Source organism: Rhodococcus sp. NCIMB 12038 (assembly GCF_002165735.1).
In the GTDB taxonomy this organism is placed as follows: domain Bacteria; phylum Actinomycetota; class Actinomycetes; order Mycobacteriales; family Mycobacteriaceae; genus Rhodococcus_F.
Genome location: NZ_NHML01000032.1, coordinates 44,577 through 66,356, shown reverse-complemented (window position 1 = coordinate 66,356; position 21,780 = coordinate 44,577). Strand labels below are relative to the sequence as shown.

The following is a 21,780-nucleotide window of genomic DNA, read 5'->3' as shown; positions in this document are numbered from 1 at the left end:
GCCCGGTAGGCGTGCCCGCAGTCGTGGAACGAATCATTGCACACGACTGGAACAGGTTCTAGTGTTATCGCAGGAACGGCGTGCGCCACAGCCCGGCCGCACCCGGATCCGCGAGTGACGAAACGAGAAGAAGTGAGGGTTGCCATGGAGGTCAGAGTCGATTTCGACCGTTGCGAGGCCAATGGTGTGTGCGTGGGGATCGCACCCGACATCTTCGAGCTCGACGACGACGATCAGCTGCACATCACGAGTGCCGTTCCTCCCGCTGACCGGGAGGAAGACGTGCGTACGGCGATCGCCCAGTGTCCGAGGGCCGCGCTCACGGAGCACCCCTGAGGATTGTTGCCCGGAATGAGAACACGTTCTACAGTGACGTCGACCTACCGCCGCGCCGTGGTTCACGACCTGCGGCGAGCGCACAGAACCAGGAGAGCGTGTTCATGAATGCTGCGGCTGACCGCGAAGTGACCTTGGACGGCAAGGTCGCCGTCGTGACCGGTGCCGGATCCGGCCTCGGGAAGTTCGAGGCGATCGCACTGGCCCGCGCGGGTGCGTCCGTCGTCGTCAACGATCTGGTCGCGAACGAGGCCGTCGAGGCAACCCTGGAAGAAATCCGGGGCCTGGGCGCCAAGGTCGAGTTCGTGGCAGGGGATATCGGGGAACGGTCCACCGCCGACGCGATCATGGAGGCGGCGCAGAGCCGGCTCGGCAGCCTCGACATCCTGGTGAACAATGCGGGCATCACGCGGGATCGCATGCTGTTCAACATGTCCGACGAGGACTGGGATCTGGTGCTGAAAGTTCATCTGCGCGGCCACTTCTTGCTGTGCCGCTCCGCCGCGTCGTACTGGCGGGGCAGGTCGAAGGAGGCGGGCGCGCCCGTGTACGGGCGCATCGTCAACACCTCGTCCGAGGCGGGACTGCTCGGCCCCGAGGGGCAGGCGAACTACGGCGCCGCCAAGGCGGGCATCACCGCGCTGATGCTGTCCGCCGCCCGGGGCCTCTCCCGGTACGGCGTCCGGGCCAACGCGATCTGCCCTCGGGCCCGCACGTCGATGACGGAGAACGTCTTCGGGGAGGCCCCCGCCGAGGGGGTCGATCCGTTGTCGCCCGAGCACGTGGCCGCGCTGGTCGCCTACCTCGCATCGCCCGCCGCCGACTCCGTGAACGGTCAGGTCTTCGTCGTCTACGGACCGATGGTGGCGCTGATGGCGGCACCGGTCGTGGAGCGGCGCTTTGATGCCGCGGACGGCCGCTGGACACCCGATGCGCTCGCCGCGGAACTCGGGACGTACTTCGAGGACCGGGATCCGGCCGCGATGTTCTCGGCCTCCGCGGCGCTACGCGAACTGGGCTGATGCGCGTCCAGCGGGGCGAAGAATCGACACGAAGCGTGTTTGCGTATCGTTTCCGCAGGTAATGCGTCCGCGATGGGCGATACTGAACGTAACTGAACAGCTGCGGAGCGGGGCCGGGTGACGGTGGAGAGGTTGTGGAACGCGTGCCGGATTTGACTAGATCGTGTTCTAGTTTTCCGTCGTCGACCGGTTCGATCCCCCTTGCCCGCGCGACTTCGGCGAGCCGCCGCCCAGTGGGCGAACGCGACCGCCGGATTCGGGGCTCGAAGGCAATTCCCACGCCCATCCATACGTGATGATATTCACTCAAAGTTCTTGTGCTATAACATCTTAGCGTCACTGCTCCCGGCTTTCGGCCGGCACGAACTGCCGGGTCCGATCGATGGGCGGCACGCCCGGATTTTCGGTCGAATTCCGACCCTCGGAGTGTGCTGAATGTGGGACGATTCTTGCTGATGAGCGACCACCTTTGACAGGTGAACACGTTCTAGTTAATATGACCTGAGTCACAGACCGATGGGGGGCTGGGCTCGAACTGACAGTCGGTGCTGGGCGAGATCATGGACGAGGAGGACGGATGGTAGACCTCCTCGAGGTGCCGTTGCGTGCGGTCGGCGGGTTCTTCACGATGTCGGGCGAAACGTTGAGGGCAGTCTTTTCGAGGCCCTTCCAGCGTCGTGAGTTCGTCGACCAGGCGTGGTTCGTCGCCCGGGTCTCGATGGTGCCCACCGTGCTGGTGGCCATCCCGTTCACGGTGCTGGTGAGCTTCACGATCAACATCCTCCTGCGCGAGATCGGCGCCGCAGACCTCAGTGGCGCGGGCGCCGCTCTCGGCACCGTCACCCAGGTCGGCCCCATTGTCACCGTGCTGATCGTCGCGGGTGCGGGTGCCACCGCCATCTGCGCAGACCTCTCCGCCCGCACCATCCGCGAAGAGATCGACGCGATGCGGGTGCTGGGCATCAATCCCATCCACCGCCTGGTCGTGCCGCGTGTGCTGGCCTCGACCATCGTGGCGCTCCTGCTCAACGGGCTGGTCTGCACCATCGGCATCCTCGGCGGTTTCGTCTTCTCGGTCTACATCCAGGACGTCAACCCGGGTGCGTTCGTCAACGGCATCACACTGCTCACCGGTTTCGGGGAGCTCGTGATCTCGGAAGTCAAAGCCGGTCTGTTCGGCATGATCGCCGGCCTCGTCGCCGCCTACCTCGGCCTGAACGTCAAGGGTGGCGCGAAGAGCGTCGGTGACGCCGTCAACCAGACCGTCGTGTTCTCGTTCATGGCCCTGTTCGTGGTCAACGTTCTCGTCACCGCCGTCGGCATCAAACTGACGGCAGGGTGATCGACTTGGTGGTGGAGTAGATGGCACTAGCGGCGGCCGGGCGCTTTCCCCGAACTCGCAGACGGTTCGCGTCGGCGTCCCGTTCGATCGACCGGCTCGGTGAGCAGGCGCTGTTCTTCGCACGGGCCATCGGCTCGGCGCCCCGCGCCCTGATGCACTACCCGAAGGAGACGCTGCGGCTGATCGCCGAGATCAGCATGGGCACCGGTGCGCTCGCGGTGATCGGCGGAACGGTCGTCATCGTCGGCTTCCTGACGCTGTTCACCGGCGGCACCATCGCGGTGCAGGGGTACAGCTCGCTCGGCAACATCGGCGTCGAGGCACTCACCGGCTTCTTCGCGGCGTTCATCAACGTGCGCATCGCGGCGCCGGTCATCGCGGGTATCGGGCTGGCGGCCACCATCGGCGCCGGCTCCACCGCTCAACTCGGTGCGATGCGCGTGTCGGAGGAGATCGACGCGCTCGAGACGATGGCGATCCCCTCGATCCCGTACCTGGTCAGCACCCGCGTGATGGCGGGCATGATCGCGATCATCCCGCTGTACGCCCTGGCGGTGATCGCGTCCTTCATGGCGAGCCGGTTCGCGACCGTCGTGCTGTACGACCAGTCGTCCGGCGTCTACGACCACTACTTCTCGACGTTCCTGATACCCACGGACATCCTGTGGTCGTTCGCCCAGGCCATCGTCATGGCGATCGCGATCATGCTCATCCACACCTACTACGGCTTCAACGCCTCGGGCGGACCGGTCGGTGTCGGTGTGGCCGTCGGCAACGCGGTGCGCTCCTCGCTGATCGCCGTCGTCACCGTCACCCTGCTCATCTCGCTCGCCATCTACGGCGGGTCCGGCAACTTCAACCTTTCGGGATAGGAGTGCCGGTAGATGACTGATTCGGGTGGGAAGAAGAAGCTCGCGGCACTCGTCCTCGTGGTGAGTCTTCTCGCGATCATCGGTGTGTCACTGGCCATGTTCAACGGCACGTTCGACGAGTCCACGCCCGTCACCGTGACGTCGGATCGCTCCGGGCTGGTGATGGAACCCGACGCCAAGGTCAAGCTCCTCGGTGTCCAGGTCGGCCGCGTCGGCTCCATCGAACACGTGACCGACGGTGCCGAGCTGAAACTGGACATGTACCCCGACATGATGTCGCTGATCCCGTCGAACGCGACGGTGGAGATCAAGTCCACCACCGTGTTCGGCGCCAAGTACGTCAACTTCGTGATGCCGGAGAACCCGTCGTCCACCCATCTCCAGTCCGGGGCGGTCATCGCGTCCGACAACGTCACCGTCGAGTTCAACACGGTCTTCCAGCACCTGTCCGACGTGTTGGCGAAGGTGCAGCCGGAGAAGCTCAACGCCACCCTCGGTGCCATCTCCTCGGCGCTGCACGGGCGGGGTGACGAACTCGGCGCGCTGCTCGAGCAGGGCGACAGCTACCTGGCGAAGATGAACCCGAGCCTGCCTCAGCTGCAGGAAGATCTGGCGAAGGCGGCGCAGGTCACCGACGTGTACGCCGACACCGCACCCGACCTGCTGCGGGTGCTCGACAACGCGACGGCCACCAGCGGCACTGTCGTCGACGAACAGGACAACCTGGACGCCGTTCTGCTCAACGTCACCGGGCTCGCCGACACGGCGAACACCGTCCTGACCGAGAACGAGCAGAACCTGGACTCCGCGCTGAGCCTGCTGCTGCCGACGACGGATCTGCTGGCCGAGTACTCGCCCGAGATCTCCTGCTTCATCGTCGGCCTCAACAACGTGATCCCCCTCGCCGAACAGCTGATCGGCGGGAATCAGCCGGGAATCGCGCTGAGCGCCAGCTTCATGTACGGGCAGGAGCCGTACACCTATCCGAAGGACCTGCCGAAAGTGAACGCGACAGGTGGGCCGAACTGCCACGGTCTTCCCAACCCCGATCTCAGCAAGCACGCGAACTTCGTCGTGGCCGACACCGGCACCGTGCCGTTCGTCCCGTCGACGGAAGTCCAAGTGCATCTGCCGAAGGTGTTCCAGCTGTTGTTCGCGGGCGTATACCCCCAGCAGGGTGGGCAGTGACTGTGCGAGCGACCACGGTCAAACTGCTGATCTTCGCGACGGTGATGTCGGTGATCTTCGCCGGGCTCGCCCTGGTGTTCAGCCAGTACCGTTTCAGCAGCTCCGACGGCTACCACGCCACGTTCACCGACGTGTCCGGGCTCAAGCCCGGCGACAAGGTCCGCATCGCCGGCGTTCCCGTCGGCGCCGTCGAGAAGGTGGGCATCGACGACGACAACCTCGCCGACGTCGACTTCACCGTCGACACCAAGTACTCCCTGTTCGACGGGACCAAGGCCACGGTGCGGTACGAAAACCTCGTCGGCGACCGGTACATGGAGCTCCTCGAGGGCGCCGGATCGGTCGAACCGCTCCTGGACGGCGGCTCGATCCCCGTCGAGAACACCTCTCCCGCACTCGATCTCGACCTCCTGCTGGGCGGGTTCAAGCCGCTGCTCCGGGCACTGGACCCGCAGCAGGTCAACGATCTGTCGCAGGCGCTGGTCCAGGTGTTCCAGGGGCAGGGCGGCACGCTCGTCTCACTCCTCGGCAGCACGAGTTCGTTCACGAACACGCTCGCCGACCGGGACCAGCTGATCGGCGAGGTGATCACGAACCTGAACCAGGTGCTCGGCACCATCAACGACCGCGGCGACCAGTTCCGGTCGACGCTCGACCAGTTGCAGCAGCTCGTGAGCGGGCTCTCCCAGGACCGCGACCAGATCGGTGACGCCATTCCCCGCATCGCCGGGGCGACCGGCGATCTCGCAAATCTGCTCGAAGGTGCGCGGCCGCCGCTGCAGAGCACGATCGCCGAGGCCAACCGCACCGCGACGCAACTCCAGGCGGGCGAGGACGACCTCGACTGGGTGCTGCAGAATCTGCCCGACGCGTACCGCAGGCTCATCCGCATCGGCACGTACGGCAGCTTCTTCCAGATGTACGTCTGCACGGTCAAGTTCAAGTTCTCCGGCCCGGACGGATCGGATCTGCTCCTCAACATGCCGGGCGGTCAGACGGCAGGGAGGTGTGCACCGTAGCCATGAAGAGTGAACGCAATCCCGTACAGGTGGGACTCATCGGTGTCGCCGTCGCGAGCATGATCGTGATCGCGACCCTGCAATACGATCAGCTGCAATTCCTTTCGGGCGGCACGCAGTACTCCGCCTACTTCGAGGACGCGGGTGGGCTGATGACCGGCGACACGGTGACCCTCGCCGGGGTCGACGTCGGGAAGGTCGCCGAGGTGGAACTCGACGATCAGAACGTGCTCGTCACGTTCACCATCGAGGACGGCATCGCTCTCGGCGACGCCACCGAGGCGAACATCAAGACCAACACCGTTCTCGGGCGCAAGTCGCTGGCCGTCACCCCGCTCGGGCACGACACGATGCGGGTAGGGTCGACTATTCCGTTGGAGCGCACCAACTCTCCGTACTCCCTCAACGACGCGCTCGGCGATCTGTCGACCACCGTCTCCGAACTCGACACCGACCAGGTCAACAACGCGTTGAACGCGATGTCCGGTGCACTCGAGAACACACCGCCCGAACTGCGCACCGCGCTGGACGGCCTGACCCGGTTGTCGGAGAGCATCAACTCGCGGGACGAGAGCCTGCGACAGCTGCTCTCGCGGGCCGAGAACGTGACCGGAATCCTCGCCGAGCGCAGCGGGCAGATCAACTCGCTGATCGTCGACGGAAACCAGCTGTTCGGTGAGCTCGACCGTCGCCGCACTGCGATCAGCCAACTGATCGTGAACATCTCCGAGGTGTCCCGGCAGCTCACCGGACTGGTCCAGGACAACGAGGAGCAGATGAAACCGACGCTCGACAAGCTGAACTCGGTGGTCGACGTCCTGCAGCGCAACAAGGACAACATCTCGCAGGCTCTCGACGGCCTCGCGCCGTACGCCACTCAGCTCGGCGAGTCGGTGGGTAGCGGCCCGTTCTTCATGGCGTACGTCTACAACATCGGCATCGGCAACCTGTTACAGGGGCTTAACGATGCGGTGACGTGGCCGGAGCATCTGCCCAACGACCTCCAGGCCTACCTGCAAACGGGTCCGTCCATCGAGCTGAGGGAACCGCCGCGATGACGACGAACCCGGAAATCACCAACACGCGGAAGAAGTGGCTGATCCGCGTCGGCATCGCCGCGGTCGTGGTCGTGCTGATCGTCGGTGCCGCAGTGATGTTCGTGCCCAAGCTGTTCCAGAACACGATCACCGCGTACTTCCCGGCGACCACCGGGCTGTACTCGGGTGACGACGTCCGCGTCCTCGGCGTGAAGGTGGGGACGATCGATTCGATCGAGCCCGGCGCCGACTTCGCGCGCGTGACGATGAACGTGAACAAGAGCGTCGAGATTCCGGCCGACGCGAAGGCCGTCATCGTCGCACCCAGCCTGGTGTCGGGACGGTTCGTCCAGCTGACACCCGTGTACGCGGGCGGGCCGACGATGGACGACGGCGCGAGCATCCCGGTGGAGCGCACCGCCGTCCCGGTGGAGTGGGACGAGATCAAGACCGAGCTGAACAAGCTGTCGGAGGCGCTCGGACCGCAGGGCGCCGACCCGCAGGGCTCGCTGGGCACCTTCATCGACACCGCCGCCGCCAATCTCGACGGCAACGGCCAGTCGCTGCGCGACACGCTGCGGGAATTGTCGGAGACCATGCGGACCCTGTCCGACGGCCGCACCGACCTGTTCTCGACCATCCGCAACCTGCAGACGTTCGTTGCGGCGCTGTCGTCGAGCAATGAGCAGATCGTCCAGTTCGAGGGCCGGCTCGCGTCGGTGTCGAACATGCTCGCCACCAACTCCGACGAACTCGGAACCGCCCTGAACGACCTCGACCTGGCGCTCGGCGACGTCAACCGGTTCCTGGTGGAGAACCGCGCCGCCCTCAGCGAACAGGTCGGCCGCCTGGCGGACGCCACCCAGGTGCTCGCCGACAAGCGGCCACAGATCGAGCAGGTGCTCCACGTGGCGCCCACCGCCCTGGCGAACTTCAGCAACATCTACAAGCCGGCGCAGGGGTCACTGGTCGGTGCGGTCGCGTTTGCGAACCTCGCGAACCCCGTGAACTTCATGTGCGGTGCTATCCAGAGCCTGCAGGCCAACGAGGCGAATCGCAGTGCGGACCTGTGCACCCAGTACTTGTCGCCGGTCCTGAACTCGCTGACGATGAACTATCTGCCCGTCCTCACCAACCCGACCACGGGAGTGAATGCGTTCCCGGATCAGATCGAGTACAGCCCGCCGAGTCTCGAAGCCTCCGTGCCGCCCCGGTCCGCGCCCCCGGTGACCGGCACCCTCGCCGGGATGCCGACGGTGGACGTGCCCCGGGACCTGAACGATCTGCTGCAGCCGGGAGGTGGGCGATGACGAAGCACGCACGGATGCGTCGCGGCGGCCTCGCCGCGGTGGCGATCGCCCTGACGCTGACCCTGACCGGATGCGAGTGGGAAGGGCTGAACTCGCTTCCCCTACCGGGCACCGAGGGGCAGGGCGACGACGCCTACACCGTGGAGATCCAGATGCCCAATGTGACGACGCTGTCGCAGAATTCGCCCGTCCGGGTGAACGACGTGACGGTGGGTTCGGTGACGGGGATCGAGGTGCAGGACTGGCACGCCCTGGTCACCGTGTCGATCAACGGCGACGTCCAGTTGCCCGCCAACGCGACGGCCAAGATCGGTCAGACCAGCCTCCTCGGTTCGCAGCACCTCGAGTTGGCTCCGCCGACCGACGTCGAGCCCGAAGGCACACTCGAGAACGGCGACGTGATCCCCATCGAGCGGGCGGGCGCCTACCCGACCACCGAGCAGACGCTGTCTTCGCTGTCGGTGGTGCTCAACGGCGGCGGCATCGCCCAGATCCGCGACATCACCCAGGAACTCAACGCCGCACTCGGCGGACGGGAGGACTCGATCCGCGACCTCCTTCCGCAACTCGATCAGCTCGTCACGAGCCTCGACCAACAGCGCGGCGACATCATCGGTGCGATGGAGGGGCTCGACCGGTTGTCGGGCACCGTCAACGAGCAGAAGGCTACCCTGGACGCGGCGCTGGACGGCATCCCACCGGCACTGGAAGTGCTCGTCACCCAACGGCAGAATCTCACCACCGCACTGGTCGAGGTGGGCAAGCTCAGTGACACCGCCACCCGTCTCGTCGAGAGCAGCGGCGAGGACCTGAAGGCGAACCTGCGCAACCTCACCCCGGTGCTGCGTGAACTCGCCAACTCGGGGAGCGCGCTGACCGAGGTGCTGACCCTGATGCTCACGTACCCCTTCCCGATGAAGACGATGGACAAGGCGATTCAGGGCGACTACGCGAACCTCATGATGACGATCGACCTGACCAACGAACGCGTCGACAGCAACTTCCTCACCGGAACCGGTCTCGGCGGATCGCTCGGCGGTGTCGAGGGCGCCGTGGGATCGCTCGCCGGGGTGGCCGGACAGTCGGGCGACCCGCTGCAGGCGCCACTGCAGCCGGCCCCGAAACCGGCACCCGCACCGCCGGTGATTCCGGGGCTCCCGCAGATACCCGGACTGCCGCAGATACCGGGCCTTCCGCCGCAACTGGGAGGGGCTCCGACACCATGAGAATGACGAGATTCGTTCGCATTCAGCTGATCATCTTCTCGATCCTCACCGTCATCGGGCTCGTCGTGATGTCGATCCAGTACATCAAGGTGCCGGTGCTGTTCGGCGTCGGACGGTATGAGGTGAGCGTCCGACTGCCGTCCACCGGCGGGCTCTACTCCCACGCCAATGTCGCGTACCGCGGCACCAACATCGGTGTCGTCGAGAACGTGACGCTCACCGGCGAGGGTGTGGAGGCGAAGATGTCGCTCGACAGCGACTACAAGATCCCGGCCGACGTCGACGCGGCCGTCAAGAGCGTGTCGGCGGTCGGCGAGCAGTACGTCGACCTGATTCCGCGGGAAGGCGCCGCCGACGGCCCGTACCTCGCGGACGGCGACGTGATCCCGGAGGATCGGGCCACCATCCCGCAGGACGTCGGCGAGATGCTCGACCAGGCCGACGAACTGCTCGCCAGCATTTCGGACACCAGGCTGCAGACGGTGATCGACGAGGCGTTCACGGCGTTCAACGGATCCGGTCCCGACCTGCAGCGGCTCATCGACTCGGCCCGCCTGTTCGTCGAGGAGGCCGACGCGAACAGCGACGCGACGAAGGCCCTGATCGACCAGGTCGGCCCGCTGCTCGACACCCAGACCGTCAGCAGCGACGCCATCCGCTCCTGGACCCAGGACCTCGTGACGTTCACCGACCAGTTGCGGGCGAGCGACCCGAGCCTGCGGTCGGTGCTGGAGAAGGGGCCCGGCGCGGCGCAGGAGACCACCCAGCTGTTTCAGGACCTGCAGCCGACGCTGCCGATCCTGCTGCGGAATCTGGTGAGCGTCGGCCAGGTCGGGGTCATCTACAACAAGAGCATCGAGCAGGTTCTGGTCATCTACCCGCCGCTGACCGCGGCGCTCGTGACGGCGGCGACGGGCGGGCCCGTGGAGGACGGCGCGATCGTCGACTTCGCCCTGCAACTGCACGACCCCCCGGCGTGCACGACGGGATTCCTGCCCCCGGACCAACGCCGGTCGGGAGATCAGACCGACCCGATCGCGACACCGAACGACCTGTACTGCAAGGCCGCTCCGGACGACCCGTCCGTCGTGCGCGGTGCGCGGAACCTGCCGTGCATGGAGTTCCCCGGACGTCGCGCACCGACGGTCGAGGCGTGCCGCGAGGGCTGGGAGGCGTCGGGCAACAACCCGCCGTACGGGCCGATCATGCCGCCGGATGTACCCTCGTACACAGCCGTTCCGAGTTCCTACGAAGGCTCCGCGGGTGCACCGGTCGCGGCCGTGCCCTACGACCCGGCCACCGGTAGCTTCATTGGTTCGGATGGAAAGACGTACACCCAACCGGATCTGGCGGTGCAGGGAAAGGACTCGACGTGGCAGACGATGATGACAGGTCAGCAGATTTGAGTTCCGGAACAGACGAACGTGTGACCGACTCCGCGGATCAGGCGCAGCAGACGCCCGCATCGACTGACCGGACGAGGCGCCGGGCCGTCCGGCACGCCGGCCCACCGGTGGGGGAGACCGAGGCCCCGAAGCCGGTGGTCCTCGCCAAGCCGGCGGGCGCGCAGGCCGCGCCCGAGGCCGAGAAGGTCTCCACGACGAAGTCCGCGTCCCCCGCGTCCGAGACACCGCCCATCGAGGCAGCGAATCAGGGTCGGCCACTGAAGTCGTTGCTCGCGTGGGGTGTTACGGCGGTGGTGATCGTCGCACTGATCGCCGCGGCGGTGGTCCTGCTGCTCGACCAGCGGTCCGCACGCGAACGGGACGACCGCCGTCAAGCCTTCGTCGACACGGCCCGGCAGACGGTGCTCAACCTGACGACCATCCATCCCGAGACCGCGAAGGCCGACGTCGACCGGATCATCGCCGGCGCGTCCGGGCAGTTCCTCGAAGAGTTCCAGGGCCGGGAGGATCCGTTCGTCGGTGTCGTGCAGGACGCGAACGTGACCACCGAGGGCGAGGTCATCGAGGCCGGCGTCGAGAACGGGACCGAGACGTCGATCTCGGCGAACGTCCTGGTGGCCGCGCGGACGATGGTGAGCAGCAAGGAACAACCGGAACCGTCACCGCGCGACTTCCGGATGCGGGTGACGATCAGCGACGTCGACGGCAAGTTGACCGCATCGAAGGTGGAGTTCGTGCCATGAGCGACAACAACGAAGGCAAGCGAAAGTTCGCACTCACCAAGGGCGTAGCGCTGAAGATCGCGGCCGCGGTCGTGGTGGTCGCGCTCGCCGTCGGGGTGGGCTTCCTCTGGTACGGCCACCGGCAGGATCAACTGTCCGAGCAGGCGCGCATCGACGCCGTCGACGCCGCGGGCAAGCAGGCCGTCGCGATGCTGGCGTACGACTTCGCCGACGTCGACAACCAGTTGGCTGCTGCCGCAGACGGACTCACCGGTTCGTTCCGTGACGACTACACCACGCTCGTGCAGGGAACCATCGCACCGGGCGCCAAGGAGAAGCAACTCACCGTGCAGGTGTCGGTGCAGGCCGCGGCGCCGGTATCCACCACACCCGACGAGGCGGTGGTTCTGCTGTACCTGAACCAGACGACGACGAGCGCCGACGCCCCGGACGCCCGAACGTCGGGCAGCCGGGTGCGGGTTTCGTTGCAGAAGGTCGACGACCGCTGGCTCGTCGATCAGCTGACCCCGGTGTAGCTGCGGCTCCGCCGCCCGTGAGTACTTATCAACCGCCCGACGTTAATAAGTACTCACGGGGCGAAGCCACACCCTTCGCAAAATGAAACAAGTTCTAGTAGTGTCGGGGTCTCCTGGCCGAGAGTCGACGCACGACGCTGTGTCGCACGGCCACAACCGAACAGGGAGTCGTCGATGAAGGTTGCAGTAACCGGCGCCGCGGGATTCGTGGGCAACAATCTGCTCAATCTGTTGGTCGCGGCAGGGCACGAGGTCACCGCCATCGACCGCGTGCGTTCCCGGTACGCACCCGAATTCGGGGTCACGTGGGTGAACGCCGACGTACTCGACGTCGAATCCATGAAGCGGGCGCTGGAGGGCGCCGAGGTGGTCTACCACCTGGTCGCGATGATCACCCTCGCCCAGAAGGACGACCTGGCGTGGACCGTCAACACCAAGGGCGTTCGTACCGTCGCCGAAGCCGCTCTCGCGGTGGGAGTTCGGCGGATGGTGCACTGCAGTTCCGTGCACTCCTTCGACCAGAGCAGTTGCGGCGGAACGCTCGACGAGCACTCGCCGCGGTCCGTCGACGCGTCGATCCCCGTGTACGACCGGTCGAAATGGGCGGGCGAGATCGAACTCCGCGCAGTGGTCGACGCCGGCCTCGACGCGGTGATCTGCAACCCCACCGGGGTGTACGGGCCCGCCGACTACGGACTGTCGCGGGTGAACGCGTTGCTGCGCAACGCCGCTCGCGGCCGGGTGCCCGCGGCGGTGCAGGGCGGGTTCGACTTCGTCGACGTCCGCGACGTCGCCGCCGGACTGATCGCCGCAGGCGAGAAGGGTCGGACCGGTGAGAACTACCTGATCTCGGGGCACATGCTCGGCATGCATGATGTCGTGAGGAGGGCAGCGCGTACGGCGGGCCGTCGGGGGCCGCTGTACTCGTTCCCGCTCAGTGTCATCGAACGCGTGCTGCCGATCGCCGAACCGATCGGAACCCGGTTCGGGTCGGACGTGCTGTCGCGGTCGGCGATGTCGGCGCTGCTCGCGGCGCCGGTCGTCGACGGCGGCAAGGCGCGGTCCGAACTCGGTTACGCCCCGCGGCCCGCCGACGAGACGATCCGCGACTTCGTCGCCTTCCTGGTGACGTCCGGTCAGCTGACCCGGGGAGGTCAGTTGTCCGCGGTGGCGTCCTCGGTGTAGTCGGACTCGGACGCCTCGGCGGGAGCGATCAGTGCGGGGCCCGCGGCGCCGCCGTGCGCGAGGGCGTCGAGGAAGGACCGGGCCCACCGGTCGACGTCGTGTGCGAGGACCTGCCTGCGCAGGGCCCGCATGTGGCGTCGGCCGTCCTCCTTCGGCTGGTTCAGGGCCTGCGCCATCGCGTCCTTGACGCTGTCGAGATCGTGCGGATTGCACAGGAACGCCTGGCGCAGTTCGGCGGCCGCACCGGTGAACTCGCTGAGCAGCAGCGCGCCGCCGAGATCACTCCGGCACGCCACGTACTCCTTGGCTACCAGGTTCATGCCGTCCCGTAGCGGCGTCACCAGCATCACGTCGGCGGCGACGAAGAACGCGATCAGTTCGTCGCGGGGGATCGGCCGGTGGATGTAGTGCACGACGGGCCTGCCGACCTCGCCGTACTCGCCGTTGATCCGCGACACCGACTGCTCGATTTCGCCGCGCATGTGGACATAGCTCTCCACGCGTTCACGGCTGGGGGTCGCGAGTTGCACGAGCACGGTGTCGGCGGGGTCGACGCGCTTCTCGTCGAGCAGTTCGTGCAACGCGGCGAGGCGGACGTCGATGCCCTTCGTGTAATCGAGGCGGTCGACGCCGAGCATGATGTGTTTGGGATTGCCCAGTTCCTTGCGGATCTTCCTGGCGCGGTCCCGGATGGACTTGGACCGGGACTGCTCGTCGAGCTGCCCCGAGTCGATGGAGATCGGGAACGCGCCGACGCGGACCGTGCGGAAACCCACCTGCACGACGCCCAGCTTGGAACGGACGCCCACGTTGCCGCGGGACGTCTGCTGGCCGGCGAGTTTGCGGGCCAGGTAGAGGAAGTTCTGGGCGCCGCCGGGGAGGTGGAACCCGATCAGGTCGGCGCCGAGCAGGCCCTCGATGATCTCGGTGCGCCACGGCATCTGCATGAACAGTTCCACCGGCGGGAACGGAATGTGCAGGAAGAACCCGATGGTGAGGTCGGGGCGGAGCATGCGCAGCATCTTCGGGACGAGCTGCAGCTGGTAGTCCTGGATCCACACGGTGGCGCCCTGTGCGGCAGCCTTCGACGTGGCCTCCGCGAAACGCCGGTTGACCTCGACGTACGCGTTCCACCAGGCGCGGTTGTACTCGGGTTTGACGATGACGTCGTGGTACAGCGGCCACAGCGTGGCGTTGGAGAAGCCCTCGTAGTAGTCGGCGATCTCCGCGGCGCTCAGCGGAACGGGGTACAGCTCGAGATCGTCCTCGACGACGGGATCGAGCTCGGCATCCGGGACCCCCGCCCAGCCGACCCATGCGCCCTTGTTGCGGCGCAGGATCGGCTCGAGCGCGGTGACGAGGCCACCGGGGCTGCGCTTCCAGCGGGTGGTGCCGTCCGGAAGGCGTTCGAGGTCGACGGGGAGCCGGTTCGCGACGACGACGAAGTCGGCTTGCCCGGAAACCGGATCAGAAGTCGAGCGTGATGACGATGCTGACGATTCCGAACTGGCAGCCACGGGCTTCCTTCGCGGTCGAAGTGGATGAAATTATCAGTCGAGCTTGGTGGTGGGTCCGATTCCGAGCATGGAGAGCAGCATCCTGCACTCGTCGGCATCTTCGGCGTATGCAGCGACAACGCGCTGCGCCTGGCGGGCGGTCTCGTCGGCTAGGGGTTCGAGATCCTCGTCCGCGATGTCGTTTTCGGCGGTCGTCTTCGCGGCCATCTTTGTCCTCTCGGGCTTGCTGCTGCGTCACGCGCAGTAGTTCGTATCGGCGACTCTATGAGAACCGGGCATGTCAACGCTAGTTGCCCATCGATTAGGGTCCATCTAGTTAGGGTCTGCTTACTTTGTGGTGGGTGGGGAAGCGTCGGCGTTGGGAGTTACGCGCGTGAAGACTGGTGGCACCGCAATTCTGCGTCGCACCCTGGTGCGGAATCGGAGACGGCTGGGGATCGGCACCGTACTCGTCTGCCTGCATCAGGTAGCCGAGACGCTGGTCCCGATCTCGATCGGTGTGATCGTCGACCGGGCCGTCGCGACCGGCGACGTGTTCGCGCTCGCGGTGTGGCTGTGCGCCCTCGCACTGCTGTTCCTGGTGCTCACCGCGGCCTGGCGCTACGGGGCGCGTTTCATCGTCGTGGCGATGCAGAACGAGGCCCACCAGCTCCGGATGGATGTCGCGCACCGCATCCTCGCCCCGCGGGGAGTGCGCAGCGACCTGCGCGCCGGTGAACTGCTGTCCGTGTCGACGACGGACGCCGACCGCGCGGCGTGGATCGCGGACATCACCCCGCGCGCCGCCGCGGCCCTCACCGCGGCGATCGGATCCGCGATCGCCCTGCTGCTGATCGACGTGCCCCTCGGCCTCGCCGTCCTGATCGGTACCCCCGTCATCCTCGGACTTCTCCAACTCGCCGCGCCGCTGATCACCCGCCGCGCCACCGACCAGCAGGCGGCGGTCGCGCGGGCGTCCGCGATGGCCACCGACCTCGTGAGCGGGCTCCGGCCGCTGCGCGGGATCGGCGCCGAGGTGTCGGCGTCGCGCCGGTATCGCGCGGCCAGCCGCGACGCGCTCGGCGCCACGCTGCACACGGCGAAGAGTTCCGCCGTGTTCGCCGGGGTGTCGATGACCGTCAGCGCCCTTCTCGCCGTCGGGGTCGCGGGTTTCGCCGGCTGGTTCGCGCTCGAGGGCCGCATCACCATCGGCGAGCTGATCACCGTCGTCGGACTGTCCCAGTTCTTCATCGAACCGCTCGGTGTTCTCGCCGGCCTGCCCGGGTTCCTCGCCCTCGCCCGCGCGTCGGCGGACCGTCTCGCACTCGTCCTGGACGCGGAACCCCTGCTGCCCGCGGGCGCGGGCCGGACACTCGACGGCAGCGAACTCAGTCTCACCGGCGTGTCCTACCGGTCCCTGAACGGACTGGACCTGCGGGTCACCCCCGGCGAATTGCTCGGCGTCGTCGCGTACCGCCCGCAGGATGCCGAGGCGCTGGCCGCGCTGCTGTCCGGGCAGGTGCCGCCCGACCGCTACGACGGCGAACTGACGGTGGGCGGGGTGCGGCTGTCGGACGCGGATCTTTCGCACGCCCGCCGGACGCTGCTCGTCGAACCCCACAACGGCGACCTGTTCTCCGGGACCGTCGCATCGAACGTGACCGCGGGCCGGCCCGGCGCCACGGCGTCCGAGGTGCACGCGGCGCTGTCCGCGTCCGCGGCGGTCGACGTCGTCGACGCCCACCCCGAGGGGCTCGACCACGAGGTTGCCGACCGAGGGTCCTCGCTGTCCGGCGGTCAACGACAGCGCGTCGCCCTGGCGCGAGCACTGGTGGCGCAGTCGCCGGTGATGGTGCTGCACGATCCGACGACGGCGGTGGACGCCGTCACCGAACACACGATCGCGGGCGGAATCGCGGACCTGCGGCACCGCACGGCTGCGTTGAATCCGACGTCTCCGACGGTCGTGAACCGTCAGACCACGATCCTCATCACGAGCAGCCCCGCGCTGCTGTCCGTCACCGACCGCGTCGTCGTGCTCGACGACGGAACGGTGGCCGGCGAGGGCACCCACTCGCAACTGGCCACCGAGAACGCGAACTACCGTCAGGCGGTCCTGCGATGAGTGAACTGCTTCCCATCGCGAACGCGCGCGACACCTGGGTGTGGCTGAGGTCCGAGCTGGGACGACGCCGCGGCCGAAGCGTGTTCACCCTGCTGGTGGCGGCCGTCGCGGCCGGTATGGCACTGGTCCCCGTCTACGTCTTCGGTGTCCTCGTCGACCGCGTCCAGGACGGTGCGCCGCCGTCCACCATCGGCTGGGTGGTCGCGGTGATCGCGTCCGCCGCAGTGGTCGGCGGACTGTGCGCCGGGTTCGCGTCGTACCTGATCCGCAGTCTCGGCGAGGGAATCCTGGCGGACCTGCGCGAGCGCACCGTCGACCGGGCGCTCCGGCTGCCGATCCAGACGGTCGAACGCGTCGGCAAGGGCGACCTGCTGTCGCGCGTCGGCGACGACGTCGCGGTGATCGGCAAGGCCGTCACCGACGTCGTCCCCAACCTCGTCACCGCGGTCCTGCTGGTGGTGCTGAGCATGGTCACGATGCTCGGCATCGACTGGCGGCTCGGGCTCGCGGGCATGGTGGCGCTGCCGATGTACGCGCTGGCGATGCGCTGGTACCTGCCGCGGTCCGCGCCGGTGTACGCCGCCGAACGCGTCGCGATGGGAGAGCGTTCGCAGGCCCTGATCAGCAGCATGCAGGGTGCGCGGACGGTGCGCGCCTACGGCCTGGAAGACAGCCACCTCGACCAGATCAACGGTGCGTCGGAGAAGGCCCGCGACCTGTCCGTCGGCGTCTTCGCGCTGTTCACCCGGTTCGCGGGACGGGGCAACCGGGCCGAGTTCGTTGGGCTGGCCACCATCCTCGCCGCCGGGTTCGCCCTGGTGAACGCGGACATCGTCACCGTCGGCCAGACCACGACCGCGGCGCTGCTCTTCCACCGGTTGTTCAATCCGATCGGCATGCTGATGTACACGTTCGACGAGGTCCAGTCGGCCGGTGCGAGCCTGGCGCGGCTCGTCGGTGTCGTCGACCTCGACGACGAAACCTCCGCCGGGACCGCCGCCGCCGGGGAGAACACGGACGCGACGCTCGAACTCGACGGCATCCGCCACACCTACGACGGCAGCCACGAAGTGGTGCACGGCATCAGCCTGCACGTGAAATCCGGTGAACGCGTCGCCCTCGTCGGCTCGACCGGGGCGGGCAAGACGACGGTCGCGGCGATCGCGGCCGGGTCGATCGTCCCCACGGCCGGGTCGGTGCGGATCGGCGGAACCGCGCTGGAGGACCTCGAGCCGGGGGGCCTCCGTCGCCGGGTCGCCATCGTCAGCCAGGAAGTCCACGTGTTCGCCGGACCGCTGATCGACGACCTGCGGCTCGCGGCACCCGACGCGTCCGAGGAGGACGCGGCGATGGCGTTGAAGGCCGTCGGCGCCGACGGCTGGGTGACCGCTCTGGACGACGGCGTCCAGACCGTGGTCGGGGAGGGCGGACACGAGTTGACCGCCGCCCAGGCGCAGCAACTGGCTCTGGCCCGACTCGTCCTCGCGAACCCGGCGGTCGCGATCCTGGACGAGGCGACGGCCGAGGCGGGCAGCGCGGGTGCACGGGAACTCGAGTCGTCGGCCGAGGCCGCGACCCGCGGTCGCACGACGCTGGTGGTGGCCCACCGGCTGACGCAGGCGGCTGCCGCCGATCGGGTGGTCGTCCTGGAACACGGACGGATCGTCGAGGAAGGTCCGCACACCCGGCTCGTCGCGGCCGGCGGGCGCTACGCCGAGCTGTGGTCGGCGTGGGAGGGGCGGTAGGGCGCTCCGCGCCTCGTGCGCCTTTCTGGTAGTCGGAGCAACCGGAAAGGCGCACGGGCGTCAGCTGAGGTAGCCGCCGCCGTGGGGGAAGAAGTCGGTCCCGGCGAGTTCGGTGCCGTCGTCGAGGCGGACGCGCTGGATCTTGAGGCCCTTGTTCTGTCCGGTGCGGGCGTCGGGTCCGGCGACGATGACCATTCCGTCGCCTTCGTGGATGAAGACACGCCCGGGCGTGCCTCCGTAATTTCCTTCGGATACGGCGGCCTTCAGAACCCGGACACGCTGACCCTTGAAATGGGTGAAGGCATTCGGGTACGGGTCGGACTGGGCGCGGACGAGGCGTTCGATGGCCTCGGCGGGCCACGTCCAGTCGATGAGGCTGTCCTCGGGGGCACGCTTGTGGAAGAACGTGGCCTGCGAACGGTCCTGTGGCGTCCAGTCCGTGCGACCGGACTCGATCAGTGCGAGCGCGTCGAGCGTGATCGGGCCGATCATGTCGACGGTGCGGTGGAACAGATCGGTGACGGTGTCCGTCGGCCCGACCGGCGTCGACCTCTGCAAAACGATGTCGCCGGCGTCGAGTTCCTCGTCCATCAGGTGCGCGGTGAGGCCTACTTCTTCCTCACCGTTGATGAGCGCCCAGATGAGCGGGGAGAATCCTGTGTACTTGGGCAGGAGCGAATCGTGAATATTGAGGGTGCCGTAGCGGGGAGAATCGAAGACGTCCCGTGGCAGCCACGTGCGCCAGTTGTTGGCGACGACGATGTCCGGGTCGGCTTCCTTCAGCGCGGCCTTGAAGTCCTCGTCCGGCTTGGTGGCGATGTGCACGGGCACGCCGTGCGCGGTGGCCAGGTCGGCGACGGAGTCCGCCCACATCTGTTCGTAGACGTGATCGCTCTTGGGGTGGGTGATCGCGAGGACGACCTCATGGTCGGACTGGAGCAGGGCCTGCAGGGTACGGTGACCCCAGGTTTGATATCCGAGTGTGGCGACTCTCAACGCGGTCCTCCTGGACGAGCTTGTCGGTCAGCGCCGCTTTCGAGCGGCAGCAAAGCCAGCTTAGGCTATCCAATCTATTTCGGTGAGACCGCCCAGGGAAGGAAGGCAAGATGACGATCGCCACGATCAACGGGATCCCCCTGAATTACCAGGTCAAGGGATCCGGCGATTTAGTGGTGCTCATCATGGGAACCGGAAGCCCGGGGCGGGTGTGGGATCTGCATCAGACCCCCGCGCTCGTCGACGCCGGCTACCGCGTCTGCACGTTCGACAACCGGGGCATCGCGCCGTCCGGTGAGAGCGTCGACGGAATCACCATGGATGACCTCGTCGCGGACACCGCGGGACTGATCGAGCACCTCGGCGGCGGTCCGGCCCGGGTCGTCGGCACCTCGATGGGCGCCCGCGTCGCACAGGAACTGGCCCTGTCCCGACCCGATCTCGTGCTCAAGGCGGCCTTCCTCGCCGGTCACGCCCGCATGGACTACTTCCAGCAGACCCTCACCGAGGGTGAGCGCGCGCTCCACGACAGCGGTGTCGAACTCCCCGCCAAGTACCGGGCCGCGGTGACCGCCGTGATGAACCTGTCACCCGCGTCGCTCGTCGACCCGCACACGGCCCGCGACTGGCTCGACCTGTTCGAGTTCAGCGGCGGCCGGACGTCCGAAGGCGTACGCGCGCAGATGGAGATGGACCGCAGCTTCGATCGCAGGCAGGCCTACCGGGCGATCACGGCGCCGTGCCTGTCCGTCGGTTTCGCCGACGACCGGATGATTCCGCCGTACCTCTCGCGTGAGGTGGCCGAGGCGATCCCGTCGGCCCGGTACTACGAGATCCCCGATGTGGGGCACTACGGCTACCTCGAACAGCCCGAAGTGGTGAACAAGGTATTGCTCGAGTTCCTCGCCAACTGACGTCGTGGCTGCCGCCACCGTGGTGAGTAGGGTGGATCTTCGAGCGGCTGGGAGACGATCACGGTGACGGCGAGGTTCTGATGGCGTTGGGCATTCCGCGCCTCGGGGTGGGCATCGTCCGGTTCGACGTCGTGAACGGGTCGTTGTGGTGGGATGCCAAGGCCGCCGCCATCTTCGGGGACGACGGTTCCCTGCCGCCGCTCGAATTGTGGCGCGAGCGAGTCCATTCCGACGACATCGGCGCGGTGCGCCGCATGTTCGGTGACACGGCCGCGTCGGTCGGCGCGGAATGCGTGTTCCGTATCGTGCTGTCGGATCGGTCGACCCGGTACATCCTCACTCGCAGCATCGACGTCACCACCGATGCGTCCGGTGCCCCTGTCGAGCTCACGGGGGTCGTCATCGAACTCGGACACGTCGCCGGCCGGGACGCACAACTCGCGTCGCTGCTCGACCGGGTGGGTCTGGGGTTCCTGGCGCTCGACGAAGATCTTCGGATCATCTACGTCAACTCCGGCTGCCTGCGGCACGTGCGACGGTCGCGGGAGGAGTTGCTCGGACGCGTCGTCACCGAGGTTCTCCCGGAAACGCGGGGCAGCTACTTCGACGCACTGTGCCGCAAGGTCCTCGCCACCGGCGCGCAGCAGCAGACGCGCGCGAATTCGCTGTACTCGCCCGGGGCGACGATCGAGGTGACCGCCGCGGCCGACTCCGGTGCGCTGGTCGTGCATTTCCGGGACGTCACCGCCGAAGTAACCGCGCAGAAGCGGGCGGAGGAGGCGCATGCGCTGCTTCTGCACGAGGCCACGCACGACAGTCTCACCGGATTGCTCAATCGCGCGGCCATCACCGAGCACCTGCAGCGCCTGTTCGAGCCCGGCGTGGGTCCGGCAGTCGCGTTGTTCCTCGACGTGGACGGGTTCAAGGAGGTCAACGACACTCGGGGGCATCGCGTCGGCGACCGCATCCTCCAGGCGGTGTCCGAGCATCTGCGGCAGGCGATGCGGGCACCGTCCGCGGTGGGCAGGCTCGGTGGCGACGAGTTCGTCGCGATCCTTCCCGACGTCGACCAACTCGCTGTCGACGATGTGGTCGACCGGATGCTCGCCTCGATCACGATGCCGATCGACGTCGGTGACGAACTACTCGTCGTGACGATCAGTGTGGGGATGGCGCACAGTACGTCGGCCCGCACGGTCGACGAGTTGCTCCATCACGCCGACATCGCCCTCTATGCCGCCAAGCGTCGCGGCGGGAACACCGCGGTCTGGCACGAATAGATTTCGGGGCGTTTGCTGGACAC

General features: G+C 67.2%; 20 protein-coding genes. 17 read left to right on the top strand and 3 right to left on the bottom strand.

All coding sequences use genetic code 11. The features are described from left to right. Positions 1-144 precede the first annotated feature (144 nt). From CA951_RS34395 to CA951_RS34335, 13 genes are all read left to right on the top strand, one after another. Positions 145-336 (top strand): ferredoxin, encoded by a 192-nt coding sequence (locus CA951_RS34395; RefSeq protein ID WP_072947890.1) that lies wholly within the window; start codon positions 145-147, stop codon positions 334-336. A gap of 104 nt (positions 337-440) precedes the next feature. Then, complete coding sequence (locus tag CA951_RS34390) at positions 441-1,358, top strand: 3-oxoacyl-ACP reductase (protein WP_087561129.1); 918 nt, start codon at positions 441-443, stop codon at positions 1,356-1,358. A 577-nt stretch (positions 1,359-1,935) separates the two neighbouring features. Next, on the top strand, positions 1,936-2,700 hold the full coding sequence (locus tag CA951_RS34385) for an ABC transporter permease (RefSeq protein ID WP_087561128.1): 765 nt from the start codon (positions 1,936-1,938) through the stop codon (positions 2,698-2,700). A 20-nt stretch (positions 2,701-2,720) separates the two neighbouring features. Beyond that, entirely contained in the window at positions 2,721-3,572 is an 852-nt protein-coding gene (locus tag CA951_RS34380) for an ABC transporter permease (RefSeq protein ID WP_087561127.1), read from the top strand. 12 nt (positions 3,573-3,584) lie between these two features. Beyond that, a complete protein-coding gene (locus CA951_RS34375; protein WP_087561126.1) occupies positions 3,585-4,760 on the top strand; it encodes an MCE family protein in 1,176 nt (391 codons plus the stop codon). Continuing rightward, on the top strand, positions 4,757-5,779 hold the full coding sequence (locus CA951_RS34370) for an MCE family protein (protein ID WP_087561125.1): 1,023 nt from the start codon (positions 4,757-4,759) through the stop codon (positions 5,777-5,779). The genes CA951_RS34375 and CA951_RS34370 overlap by 4 nt, the downstream gene beginning before the upstream one ends. A gap of 2 nt (positions 5,780-5,781) precedes the next feature. Further along, positions 5,782-6,837: an MCE family protein gene (locus tag CA951_RS34365; protein WP_087561124.1), complete on the top strand. Its 1,056-nt coding sequence runs from the start codon at positions 5,782-5,784 to the stop codon at positions 6,835-6,837. After that, complete coding sequence (locus tag CA951_RS34360) at positions 6,834-8,126, top strand: MCE family protein (protein WP_087561123.1); 1,293 nt, start codon at positions 6,834-6,836, stop codon at positions 8,124-8,126. Before CA951_RS34365 ends, CA951_RS34360 begins: the two co-directional genes overlap by 4 nt. Next, positions 8,123-9,352, top strand: a complete 1,230-nt coding sequence (locus CA951_RS34355; RefSeq protein WP_087561122.1) for an MCE family protein — start codon at positions 8,123-8,125, stop codon at positions 9,350-9,352. The genes CA951_RS34360 and CA951_RS34355 overlap by 4 nt, the downstream gene beginning before the upstream one ends. Further along, a complete protein-coding gene (locus CA951_RS34350; RefSeq protein ID WP_087561121.1) occupies positions 9,349-10,758 on the top strand; it encodes an MCE family protein in 1,410 nt (469 codons plus the stop codon). The genes CA951_RS34355 and CA951_RS34350 overlap by 4 nt, the downstream gene beginning before the upstream one ends. Then, positions 10,755-11,501 carry a hypothetical protein gene (locus tag CA951_RS34345; protein WP_087561120.1) on the top strand — a complete coding sequence of 249 codons (747 nt, stop codon included), beginning with the start codon at positions 10,755-10,757 and terminating at the stop codon, positions 11,499-11,501. Before CA951_RS34350 ends, CA951_RS34345 begins: the two co-directional genes overlap by 4 nt. Continuing rightward, the gene (locus tag CA951_RS34340; RefSeq protein ID WP_087561119.1) at positions 11,498-12,016 is read left to right on the top strand and encodes a h domain protein; all 519 of its coding nucleotides are present in this window, start codon (positions 11,498-11,500) and stop codon (positions 12,014-12,016) included. The genes CA951_RS34345 and CA951_RS34340 overlap by 4 nt, the downstream gene beginning before the upstream one ends. Before the next feature lie 174 nt (positions 12,017-12,190). Further along, the gene (locus tag CA951_RS34335; RefSeq protein WP_087561118.1) at positions 12,191-13,201 is read left to right on the top strand and encodes an NAD-dependent epimerase/dehydratase family protein; all 1,011 of its coding nucleotides are present in this window, start codon (positions 12,191-12,193) and stop codon (positions 13,199-13,201) included. Here CA951_RS34335 and CA951_RS34330 read toward each other — a convergent pair. After that, positions 13,171-14,718 carry a trehalose-6-phosphate synthase gene (locus tag CA951_RS34330; RefSeq protein WP_087561117.1) on the bottom strand — a complete coding sequence of 516 codons (1,548 nt, stop codon included), beginning with the start codon at positions 14,716-14,718 and terminating at the stop codon, positions 13,171-13,173. The two genes, CA951_RS34335 and CA951_RS34330, sit on opposite strands and share 31 nt — an antisense overlap. Positions 14,719-14,751: 33 nt before the next feature. Further along, the gene (locus CA951_RS43635; RefSeq protein WP_005244525.1) at positions 14,752-14,925 is read right to left on the bottom strand and encodes a hypothetical protein; all 174 of its coding nucleotides are present in this window, start codon (positions 14,923-14,925) and stop codon (positions 14,752-14,754) included. Between the two features lie 166 nt (positions 14,926-15,091). Here CA951_RS43635 and CA951_RS34325 point away from each other — a divergent pair, with 166 nt between their 5' ends. Further along, a complete protein-coding gene (locus CA951_RS34325) occupies positions 15,092-16,822 on the top strand; it encodes an ABC transporter ATP-binding protein (protein ID WP_087561116.1) in 1,731 nt (576 codons plus the stop codon). Next, a complete protein-coding gene (locus tag CA951_RS34320) occupies positions 16,819-18,567 on the top strand; it encodes an ABC transporter ATP-binding protein (RefSeq protein ID WP_087561115.1) in 1,749 nt (582 codons plus the stop codon). The genes CA951_RS34325 and CA951_RS34320 overlap by 4 nt, the downstream gene beginning before the upstream one ends. 60 nt (positions 18,568-18,627) lie before the next feature. Here CA951_RS34320 and CA951_RS34315 read toward each other — a convergent pair whose 3' ends face one another. After that, positions 18,628-19,563: a methionyl-tRNA formyltransferase gene (locus CA951_RS34315; RefSeq protein ID WP_087561114.1), complete on the bottom strand. Its 936-nt coding sequence runs from the start codon at positions 19,561-19,563 to the stop codon at positions 18,628-18,630. A gap of 110 nt (positions 19,564-19,673) precedes the next feature. Here CA951_RS34315 and CA951_RS34310 point away from each other — a divergent pair, with 110 nt between their 5' ends. Both CA951_RS34310 and CA951_RS34305 read left to right on the top strand, forming a co-directional pair. After that, positions 19,674-20,477 (top strand): alpha/beta fold hydrolase, encoded by an 804-nt coding sequence (locus CA951_RS34310; protein ID WP_087561113.1) that lies wholly within the window; start codon positions 19,674-19,676, stop codon positions 20,475-20,477. An 80-nt stretch (positions 20,478-20,557) separates the two neighbouring features. After that, entirely contained in the window at positions 20,558-21,757 is a 1,200-nt protein-coding gene (locus CA951_RS34305; protein ID WP_087561112.1) for a sensor domain-containing diguanylate cyclase, read from the top strand. Positions 21,758-21,780: the final 23 nt, after the last annotated feature.